General features: G+C 72.1%; 5 protein-coding genes. 2 read left to right on the top strand and 3 right to left on the bottom strand.

Features of this window, described 5'->3' with window-relative positions; all coding sequences use genetic code 11:
• The first annotated feature begins 500 nt into the window (after window positions 1-500).
• Entirely contained in the window at window positions 501-2,450 is a 1,950-nt protein-coding gene (locus LXT21_RS28520; RefSeq protein ID WP_254041351.1) for a hybrid sensor histidine kinase/response regulator, read from the top strand.
• A 72-nt stretch (window positions 2,451-2,522) separates the two neighbouring features.
• On the opposite strand, the gene LXT21_RS28515 is transcribed toward LXT21_RS28520, so the two are convergent.
• Together LXT21_RS28515 and LXT21_RS28510 are read right to left on the bottom strand one after the other, a co-directional pair.
• Window positions 2,523-3,281, bottom strand: a complete 759-nt coding sequence (locus LXT21_RS28515) for an SIMPL domain-containing protein (protein WP_254041350.1) — start codon at window positions 3,279-3,281, stop codon at window positions 2,523-2,525.
• Window positions 3,282-3,435: 154 nt separating this feature from the next.
• Window positions 3,436-4,080 (bottom strand): hemerythrin domain-containing protein, encoded by a 645-nt coding sequence (locus LXT21_RS28510; protein WP_254041349.1) that lies wholly within the window; start codon window positions 4,078-4,080, stop codon window positions 3,436-3,438.
• Between the two features lie 449 nt (window positions 4,081-4,529).
• Here LXT21_RS28510 and LXT21_RS28505 point away from each other — a divergent pair, with 449 nt between their 5' ends.
• The gene (locus LXT21_RS28505) at window positions 4,530-5,501 is read left to right on the top strand and encodes a PDR/VanB family oxidoreductase (RefSeq protein ID WP_254041538.1); all 972 of its coding nucleotides are present in this window, start codon (window positions 4,530-4,532) and stop codon (window positions 5,499-5,501) included.
• A gap of 5 nt (window positions 5,502-5,506) precedes the next feature.
• On the opposite strand, the gene LXT21_RS28500 is transcribed toward LXT21_RS28505, so the two are convergent.
• Window positions 5,507-10,327: a two-component regulator propeller domain-containing protein gene (locus LXT21_RS28500; RefSeq protein ID WP_254041348.1), complete on the bottom strand. Its 4,821-nt coding sequence runs from the start codon at window positions 10,325-10,327 to the stop codon at window positions 5,507-5,509.
• Window positions 10,328-10,658: the final 331 nt, after the last annotated feature.

Genomic DNA, 10,658 nt, shown 5'->3' with positions numbered 1-10,658 from the left:
CGTGGCGATGATGATGCCGCCGCCACAGCCGCGACCTCCGCCGCCGGTGGAACCGTCATCAGCCGACATGGGGCCCGCACGAACGCGCGTCTTGATCTTCATGGGTTGCTCCTGTGTGAGTGATACGGAAGACCGGTTCACGCCACGGGAAAAACTGGCAGACCCGGAGCAATCATTGAAACGAGATAAAATCTGTCAGTCAAGTCGCAGCCACCCTGACGCCATGCATCGTCTTCCGACCGACATGCCGTCTCAATCCCAACCTGATTGGATGGGATTGGCTCCAGCGGTCATGGAATGCATCGGATTGAGCCCGTGGGATTCAGGCGAGGCCAGGCGGACGGGCAGGCCATGCCTTCCGAGCCCCCTGGCGGGCGCGCTCGGACACCCGGAGGGAAAACGTGGAGCCCCCGCCTCGGGGTGAAGCCCTCGACGGACGCGCCGGGTCCTGCCTAACGTGGGTGGGTCAGCGCCCCCGCGCACCACCGCCGTCCCCTCCCTTGAACAAACCCCCTGGTTTTCCTCCAGACCCGAAGGAGCGCCCTTCGCGCACCGCGCCATCCGCCCGCGTGTGGCTGGTCGAGGACAGCCCGCTCCAGCGCGCGCGCGCGCGGGAGCTGCTGGAGCGGCACCACGCGGTGGAGACGTTCGAGGACGCCGAGCAGGCGCTTGAGCGGCTCTCCTCGGAGCCCCCGCCCGACGTGCTCATGCTGGACTGGCGGTTGCCGGGCGTCTCGGGCCTGGACGCGTGCCGCTACGTCCGCGAGCGCTACGACGAGGTCACCCTCCCCATCCTGATGCTCTCCGTGCGAGGAGCCCACGAGGACTTCACGGAGGGCCTGGAGGCGGGCGCCAACGACTACGTCGCCAAGCCCTTCCACGACGAGGAGATGCTCGCCCGGGTGGCCAGCCTCCTGCGCGTGCGGGCCCAGGGGGAGCGGCTGAGGGAGCGCGAAGCGCATCTGTCCACGACGCTCTCCTCCATCAGCGACGCGGTCATCACCACGGACCCGGTCGGCCGCATCCTCCTCCTCAACCCGGTGGCCGAGCAGCTCACCGGCTGGAGCACGTCCGAGGCCTGGCAGCGTCCCGTCGCGGAGGTCTTCCGCGTCATCGACGCCGTCACCCGGGAGCCCCTGGACAACCCCGTCGAGCGGGCGCTCGGCTCCGAGTCGGTCCAGCGCCTCACGCGGCCCGCGCTGCTGCTCCGGAAGGACGGGACGGAGGTCCCCATCGAGGACAGCGCCGCGCCGATTCGCACGGGGCCGAGCGCCCCCTCCGGCGCGGTGCTCATCTTCCGCGACGTCACCGAGAAGATGCGGGTGAGCCAGCGCAACGAGGCGCTCACGGCGCAGCTGCGCGTGAGCGAGGCCGAGCAGTCCCTGCTGCTCGACGCGATTCCCGTCCTCGTCTCCTACGTCAACTCGGACGAGCGCTACGGCCGCGTCAACAAGGCGTACGAGGAGTGGTTCGGGATTTCGCGGGACCAGCTGCGCAACCGCAAGGTCCGGGAGGTCATCGGGGAGGCGGCGTACGCGGTGCTGGGCCCGTACGTGCGGCGGGGCCTCGCGGGCGAGAGCTTGTCCTTCGAGCAGCACGACGTGCCCTACCGGTTGGGCGGCAAGCGGGACGTGCGGGTGTCCTTCATCGCGCACCAATCCCCGGGCGGCTCCGTGGACGGCTACGTCGCGCTCCTGCAGGACATCACGACGCAGCGGAAGCTGGAGCAGGAGCGGGAGCAGCACGCGCGACAGCTCCAGCAGCAGGCGGAGTTCGAGCAGCTGCTCATCGGCATCGTGAGCCACGACTTGCGCAACCCCCTGGGCGCCATCCTCATGGGGGCCGAGCGGCTCAAGCGCATGGAGACCCTGCCGCCGGAGGCCCTCAGGCCGGTGGAGCGCATCCAGGCGTCGGCCCATCGCGCGGTGAAGCTGGTGAAGGAGCTGCTCGACTTCACCCAGGCGCGGCTGGGCGGCGGCATCCGGCTGGAGCGCGCCCCCTCGGACCTCCACCAGGTCTGCCACTCGGCCGTGGAGGAGGTGGAGACGGCCCACCCCTCCGCCGACGTGCGGGTGGCGGCGAGCGGCGACGGACACGGCACGTGGGACGCGGACCGGCTGGCGCAGGTCGTCCAGAACCTGCTGACGAACGCGCTGAAGCACGGTCGGCCCGGGGCGCCCGTCCAGGTGGAGACGCGCGGCGACGGCCCTCGGGTGACGCTGCGGGTCCACAACGAGGGCCCGCCCATCCCCGCCTCGCAACTCCCGAACCTCTTCCAGCCCCTCCAGCGCGGCACCGACGCGGTGGACCTGGCGAGCCGCAGCGTGGGGCTGGGCCTCTTCATCGTGAAGGCCATCGTCGACGCGCACCAGGGACACGTCGAGGTGGAGTCCACGGCCGAGCGGGGCACCACCTTCACCGTGAGCCTCCCGCGGCGGCCCACCGGCTGAGCTCGCCCCATCCAACGACAAGGGCCCCGGACACGTGGCCCGGAGCCCCTGGGGTGTCGATGCGGGTGGTGGCTAGCGCACGGACTCGATGACGTAGATGAGCGTGACCTTGGCCTGCACCGTCTGCTCCTCCGGCTGGATGGGCGTGGCGACGCGCGCGTCGGACGCCATCTCGGCCATGGCGAAGCGGGCCGGGTAGAGCTGCGGCGGCTCCGTCACGGTGCTCGCGTCCACCACCGCGCCCAGCTTCACGTTGAGGGCGGCGGCCAGCACCTCGGCCGACTTGCGGGCCCGCGCCACCGCCTGCCGCAGCGCCTCACCCTGCACCGCGTCCTGGCGCGCCAGGCCGAAGCGCACCTGGTCCACCCGGTTGGCGCCCGCCGCCAGCGCCTGGTCCAGCACGCTGCCCACGCGCGACAGCTCCGTCAGGTGCACGCCCACCACGTTGCTCACGCGGTAGCCGCGCAGCTTGGGCTCCGTCTCGTTGGGCGCCGGCGGCCCGTAGTCCGGGTACACCGAGTAGTTGCGCGTCTGGATTTCCTTGCGGGGGATGCCCGCGGACGTCAGCGCGGCGATGACCTTCTCCATCTTCTTCGCGTTCTGCTCACCCGCCGCCTTCGCGGTCTTCTCGAGCGTCTCCACGGCCAGGTCGATGAAGGCCTCGTCGGGCTGCGCCTTCACCTCGCCGGTGCCCTCGACGCGCAGGGTGCGCGTGGCCGGGTCCACCGCGGGACGGGCCTGGGAGACGGGCAGGGACTGGGCGGAAGCGCCCAGCGAGGCGAGCAGGACGGCGGTGAGCAGCCAGGAACGAACGGGACGGGCGTGAAGCATGGCGCCTCCTTGGGGCGGATGGGCGGTACGGCGGGGTCGTGTTGCCGCTGCCTTACTCCCTGGGACGGCCCCTCCACGAGGACATTCACGCCCACGAGAAAGGGCCCGGCCCACCCCACGGGGAGCCGGGCCCGCTCACTCGGGGAGCACGGGCTCACGGACTGGCGGACTCGTTGGCCTCGTACTCGGCGGCGGAGGGAGCGCGCGATTTCGGGACGCGCCCGGTGACCTCCCGCACCTTGGTCGTGGCCTTGCGGCGCGCGGCCCGGAGCGCGTCCCGGCCGATGTCCATCACCGCGGACACCGCGCCAGCGACCAGGTTGCCCGGCGGCGTGTCCGGCGCCAGCGGATGCGGACGCGTGGGGGCCGCCTGCTTCGCCGCCTCCAGCACCTGGCCCAGCTCGCGCAGCTCGTTCGGACGGAACGCCTTCTTCACCTCGGGGAAGAGCGTGGTCTCCTCCTCGAGGACGTGCGCGCGGACGTTCTCCATCAGCACGTAGACCTTCGCGTCGAAGCGCTCGGCCTCCGAGGGCAGCTCGTCCAGCTCCGACAGCACCCACTTCACCACGTGGTGCTCCTCCAGCGAGCGGAGCACCTCGTCGCGCAAGGACGCCGAGCGCTGGCGCACCGCCGGGTAGAAGACCTGCTCCTCGATGGAGGAGTGCACGGACAGCTCCAGCACCATCTGCTCCACCAGCTTGCGCTTGAGCTTGTGGGCATTGGGGCCCGCCTTCTCGAACCGGCGGAACAGCTGCTCCACCGTCTTGTGGTCCGCCTTCAGCAACGCGATGGCATCCATGTCGTTTGCCTCCCTGGGGTTCCGGGGGCCGCGCATCCCCTCCGTGGCGCGCACGGCCCATGACGCGGCATGTCCTGGATGGTGGGGATGGCTTGGGCGCGATGCCGGAGCGGCGCACGGACGGCCCGCTCTCCCGTGCGCTCGGCGACCGAGCGACGCGCTTGCCCTGTCGGGCGCTCGCGGGCCCCAGGCACGGCACGCCCGCGCTCATCCATGCGGACCGGACACCGCGGGAGGGAAGCGGCGTTCCCAGGTCGGGCAACGCGGGCGCCGCACTGGCGCCGCGCGTTCACCCGTCGTCACGCGAAGCGTGGAGGAGGCGACGCGCCGGCCGCCCTTCGGGGCAATCCCACGCGGAACCACCTCTGCTCAATGTCGTGTCCGTCGGAACGGGGGGTTGGGCCCGCGGCGTCCGCGGGAAGGGAGAGGGGAAGTTGGTGAACACCGTGATGAATGAAGCGCTGCGCGTGCGGGTCGCCCGCATCGCCCGCGAGGCCGAGGACATCCTGTCGTACGAGCTGGTCGCGGAAGACGGCGGCGCGCTCGCGTCCTTCGAGGCCGGAGCCCACCTGGACGTGCGCGTGCCGGGCAGGGAGTCCACGCTGCGCTCGTACTCGCTCTGCAACGACCCGGAGGAGACGCACCGCTACGTCATCGCCGTGCAGCGGGACGCGAAGGGCCGCGGCGGCTCGCGCGCCATGCATGAGCACGTGCGCGAGGGAGACGTGCTGGTGGTGAGCCCCCCGCGCAACGACTTCCCGCTGCTGTTCGCGCGGGGCTATGTGCTGGTGGCCGGCGGCATCGGCATCACCCCGCTGTTGTCCATGGCGCGTCAGCTCCAGCGGACCGGGCTGCCCTACACGATGTACTACTGCGCGCGGGCTCCGGAGCGCGCGGCGTTCCGGGAGCTGCTGTCCACGGCGCCCTTCGCGGACCACGTGCGCTTCCACTTCGACGGGGGAGACCCGGACAAGGGGCTGGATGTGTCGGGGCTGTTGTCCACGCGCGCGCCGGGCACGCGGCTGTACTGCTGCGGCCCCGCGGGGCTGATGAAGGCGGTGCGCGATGCGTCCGTGCGGCACCGATGGCCGTGGGAGAAGGTCCACTTCGAGTCGTTCGGCGCCGAGGGCGTGGGCGCGCTCGCGGCGAAGGAGGACACGGACTTCGAGGTGACCATCCGCAGCACGGGGCAGGTGCTCAGCGTGCCCAAGGGGCAGTCGGTGCTCAACGTGCTGCGCCACAACGGGCTGCGCGTGACGAGCGACTGTGAGGCGGGCTCCTGCGGGACGTGCGTCACCCGCGTCTGCGAGGGAGAGCCCGAGCACCGCGACACCTTCTTCCAGCAGGAGCCCGCGGGCAACCAGCGCATGCTCATCTGCGTGTCACGCGCCCGCTCGAAGCGGTTGGTGCTGGACCTGTAGACGGCTCAGGCGGCCCGGCCCGCGGCCTCGCGTCGCGCCCGGGCCACCTCCGAGCGGACCAGCGCGCGCAGGGACTCCGGGTCGAACGGCTTCTCCACGCGCGGGTTCTCCACCCGCTCCAGGAAGTTGCGCGCCGTGGGCGTGAAGGCGCCTCCGGTGATGAACACCATGCGCTCCGCGATGGCCGGCGCCGCGTGCCCGAGCGCCTCGTGGAGGTCCATCCCCGTCATCTCCGGCATCATCAAGTCACAGAGCACGACGTCGTAGTGACGGGGCTCCGGTCCGCTGAGCCGCTCCAGCGCCTGCCGGGCGCTCACCACCACGTCCACGTCGTTCTCGCGCGCGAGCGTGCGGCGGATGGCTCCGCTCACCAGCGCATCGTCGTCCACGACGAGTACGCGGCCGCGGACCTGCGGCGCCACGGGCTCGGACTCGGGAGGTCGTGCGCCCTGTGGGGCGTCCGCCGTGCTCGATGGGGGGAGCGCGGCGCTGCCTGGGGTGGAGCGCGAGGGCTCCACGGGCCCCGTGGAGGACGGGTTCGCGACAGGTGACGGGGTTGAGGCCGACGTGCGCGTCGGGGAGGAGCGCGCGTCCGCGAACGGGGGCGAACCCGTGGAGGGCTTCGTGGGTGAGGCAGGCTCCGACGCGGACCGCATGCTCGAGGATGACTCGACGGCCGTGGTGTGGCCCGTCACGAACGTGCGTCCCGGCGGCATGCCTGTGCCCGTGTCCGTGGATGCCCCGGAGGTGCGGTGCGCGATGGCGCTCCCCGCTGGCATCTCGGAGGAACTTGGAGATGAGGACGCAGCCAGCGCGTGCGCCGGCATGGAGACACGCTCCGTCACCGAACGGTCCTGCGTGAACGATTCGCGCGCCGGCACGGAGGCGTGCTCGGTGCTGGACCTCGCGCCCGGGGAGGACTCCGCGTCCCCCGGCGTGGACTCGGGCCCGGAGCCCGTCATGGATGCGCCGCGCTCCGTGGCGGACATGGCACCCTGCGAGGACTCCGAGAGCCTCGGCGTGGATTCGGACACAGAGCCACTCATGGGCGTGCCTCGCTCCGTGACGGACCTACCGCCTTGGGCGGACTCCGAATATCTCGGCGCAGTGTCGGACGCGAAGCCACTCATCGACGCGCCCCGCTCCGTGGCGGACCTGCTGCCTGGAGATGGCTCCGAAGACCTCGGTGCGGCGTCGGACGCGGAGCCACTCATGGACGTGGACCTGCCGCCTGTGGATGACTCCGAGGACGTCGGCGCGTGTCCCGTCACGGACGCACCGCGCTCCGAGGTCGACCTGACACCCTGCGCGGACTCGGAGAACTTCGGCGCGGATGCGCGCTCGGAGACGGACCTCGCGTCCACGAAGGTTTGATGCGACGCCACGGACTGCGACTCCGCCGCGGGCCTCGACGCGCCCGTGGCGGACTCTTGCGCCACCGCGGCGGACACGGACTCCGTCACCCACCGCGAGTCCCCGGCCCCCTGCGTCCCCTTCGAGGCCGAGGGCTCCGTCGTGGACCGCCGTGACTCGGGCACCGTCGGATAGCCCGTGGGCGACGACGCGCGCTCACCCGGCCCGCGCACGGACCAGCCTCCGCCCCGCCGCGCATCCACGGCCACGCCCGCGCCCGGGGCCCTCGCGCGTCGCAGGGACACGCGGAACACCGAGCCCTTGCCCAGCTCGCTCTCCACCGAGATGGTGCCGCCCATCGCCGTCACGTACGCGTGGCACAACGACAACCCCAGCCCCGTCCCCACGCCCACCGGCTTCGTCGTGTAGAACGGGTCGAAGATGCGCCCGAGCGACTCCGGCGAAATCCCGCTCCCCGTGTCGCGCACCTCCGCCACCACCCAACCCTCCGCGCCCCCGCGCGTCACCAGGCGCACCTCGTTCTGCTCCGCGCGCCCCTCCGGCAACGCCTGCGCCGCGTTGATGAGCAAATTGAGGAACACCTGCGCCAGTCGCGCCTCGTTCCCCTCCACCCACGTCACGTCGCCGTAGTCCCGCACCAGCTTCGCGCGCGGCCGCAGCTCGCCCATCGCAATCTTCACCGCCGAGTCGAGCACCGCCCCCAGCTCCACCGGCCCCTGCTTCTCGTCATCCGGTCGGGAGAAGGTCTTCAAGTCGCGCACGATGCGCCGCACCCGGTCCGCGCCATGCAATGCCTCGCGCAGGGCCTGCCCCACCTCGCGCAGCCGCGTCCCCGCCGCGCGCGTCTCGCCGAGCTCGCGGGCGAGCATGTCCGACTCCTCGCTCGCGTGCTCCAGGTTCGACACGATGTACGCCAGCGGGTTGTTGATTTCGTGCCCCACGCCCGCCGCGAGCTGGCCCACCGCCGCCATCCGCCCGGCCTGGACCAGCTGCGCCTGCGTCTGCCGCAGCGTGCGCACGTTCGCCTCCAGCTCCTCGTTCGCTCGCGCCAGCTCCCGCGTGCGCTCCTGCACACGCGCCTCCAGCCACCGCTCGCGCGCCTTCAGCTGCCCCACGCGCAGCAGGTACACGCTGACGCCCAGCATCCCCATCCCCAACACGAACAGCGCCCAGAACTCCGTGCGCTGCCACAGGCTCGGCTCCAGGAGCACGTCCAGCGACACGGGCTCCGTCCACCCGCCGTCGCGCAGCTCCGCCTGCACCTGGAACAGATAGCGCCCGGGCCTCAGGCCCGTGTACGTGGCCCGGCGAATCTCCGCGCGCACCCAGCCGTCGTCATGCCCCACCAGCCGGTACCGGAAGGGCACGCGCACCGCGTCCCCCGGCGTGAAGGCCGTGAAGCGGATGTCCAACCGCGAGTCGTCCGGCCGCAGCTCCACGGGCCCCAGCACCGGCACCAGCTTCCCGTTGACCCGCACCTCCTCGATGCGCACCTCGGGAGGCTGCCGCGTCGCGCGCACGCGCACCGGGTCCACCACGATGGCGCCCTGGATGGTGGTGAACCACAGCCGCCCGTCCTTGCCCCGCCACCCCGACGGCTGCGTGTTCCCGTTGCACTCCGCGGTGCGCATGCCGTCCGTCTGGTCGAACCCCATCACCGCCAGCCGCGTGCGCTTGCCCTCCGCGACCTCCTCCAGCTCGCGCCGGGACACCCGGGACACGCCCTTGTTGCTGCTCATCCACAGGTGCTCGTCCCCATCCGAGACGATGCTGAACACCGCGTCGTCATAGAGGCCGTGCTGCGACACCGTGTAGCGGAACCACGTCCCGTCCCTCCACCGCCCCAGGCCCGTCTCCGTCCCCACCCACACCGTGCCGTCCGGGTCCGCCAGCAGCGCCAGCACCACCTCGCCCGGCGCGCCGTCCTTCGCCGTGAAGCGGCGCAGCCCCTTGCCCTCCTCGTAGCGCCACAGCCCGCTGTCCGCGCCCAACCACAGCGCCCCGGACGCGTCCTCGGCCATGACGATGATGGGCGAGGTCAGCCCCTGCCGCGGGCCGAACACCGCCACGTCGCCGCCGCGCACCCGCGCCAGCCCCTTGCGCGTGCCGAACCACTGCGTGCCCCGCGAGTCCACCAGGATGGACGTCACCACGTCGTCCGGCAGCCCCTGTACCCGCGAGGACTTCGCGAAGCGGTGCCCGTCGTACCGGAACGCGCCCGCCTTCGAGCCCGCCCACAGCGTCCCGTCCGGCGCCTCGTGCAGCGCGGTGATGACCGGGTCCGTGCCGCCCTCGAAGTCATCCATGCGGTGGATGCGCCCATCGCGCAGGAAGAACAGGCCTCCGCCCACCGTGCCCAGCCACACCGTGCCGTGCTTGTCCTCCAGCACCGTGCTCACCGTCTCGTTGCTCAGGCCCTCCGGCGCGCCGAACGTCGCGAACGGGCCGTCGCGCAGGCGGAACAGGCCCGAATACGTACCCACCCACAGCGAGCCGTCCCGGTCCTCCAGCAGCGACAGCACCTCCGCGTCCACCAGCCCCGCGCCATGCAGCGGCGCGCTGAAGCCCGCGGCCTCGCGCCGGAGCAGTCCGCCCCGCCGCGTGCCCACCCACAGGTTGCCCTGGCTGTCCGCGAGCAGCGCCGTGACGACGGCCGGCAGCCCGTCCGACGTGCTGTAGCGCCGGGCCACCGTGCCGTTCCACGACACCAGCCCCGCCTCCGTGCCCATCCACAGCGTGCCGGTGACATCCTGGAACAGCGACGTCACCTCCGAGCGCACGTCCCCGCCGGGTATCGGGAAGGGCAGGCCCCGCACCTGTCCGCCCTCCAGCAGCGCCAGGCCCGTCTTGGTGCCCACCCACAGCCGGTTGTCCCCGCCGCCTCGCGCCAGCGCGGTGATGGACATGCCCGGCATGCCGTCCGCCTCCGTGTACTGCCGCGCCACGCCCTCGCCGAGCGGCACCTGCCACAGCCCGCCCGAGGTGCCCGCCCACAGGGAGCCCTCGCCCACGATGAGGTGCTCCACGCGGAAGCCCTCCAGCGGCGCCGAGGCCCCCGGCGCCCGCTCGAAGCGGCCGTCCACGTACGACACCAGGCCCTGGTCCGTGCCCACCCACAGCACGCCGGACGCGTCCTCCGCGAGCGCCTTGATGGTGTGGTTGCGCAGCTCCGGCGTGTTGCGCTTGTCGAACACGACGAAGCGCGAGCCGTCGAAGCGCACCAGCCCTTCCCACGTGCCCAGCCACACGTAGCCGTCACGCGTCTGCGCCATCGACAGCAGGCTGTTCTGCGGGAGCCCGTCGTCGCTGCGCCACGAGTCCTGGCTGTACTGCGAGACCCAGCGCTGCGGGTCCAGGGCAAGGCTCGGCCACGCCAGGGCGAGCCCAGCGAGCAAGACGAACCCCCCGAGCCCGCGCCACACCGCGCGGAGCCGATGCCCTGGAATGCCCATGACGGGCCACAGTGTCCGGCAGAATCGACCGCGAGGCCAAACCTCGGGCATTCACCCGGAGTGGAACGTTGGCCGCCAACGGCCTCGGCGACAGCGGCGGGGGACCACCTGCCCCCCCACGACTCCCAAACTTCCCCCCGCCGCTGTCGCCTCGTACGCCACCACCTGTCGGCACCTGAGGAGCCACGCGTCCCGGAGGACCGGGGACGTGGCTCGTGCGCCGCGCATCGAGGCCCCGGTGGTGACGGAGGCCTCGCCGCATCGCGCTGAACCCAAGATGGGAGCCGGGGGTCCGGGGCGCCACTGCGGGAAGAAGACAGGAGTCACGTCC

Source organism: Myxococcus guangdongensis, from assembly GCF_024198255.1.
Lineage (GTDB): Bacteria > Myxococcota > Myxococcia > Myxococcales > Myxococcaceae > Myxococcus > Myxococcus guangdongensis.
This window is presented reverse-complemented; position numbering and strand designations above follow the sequence as displayed.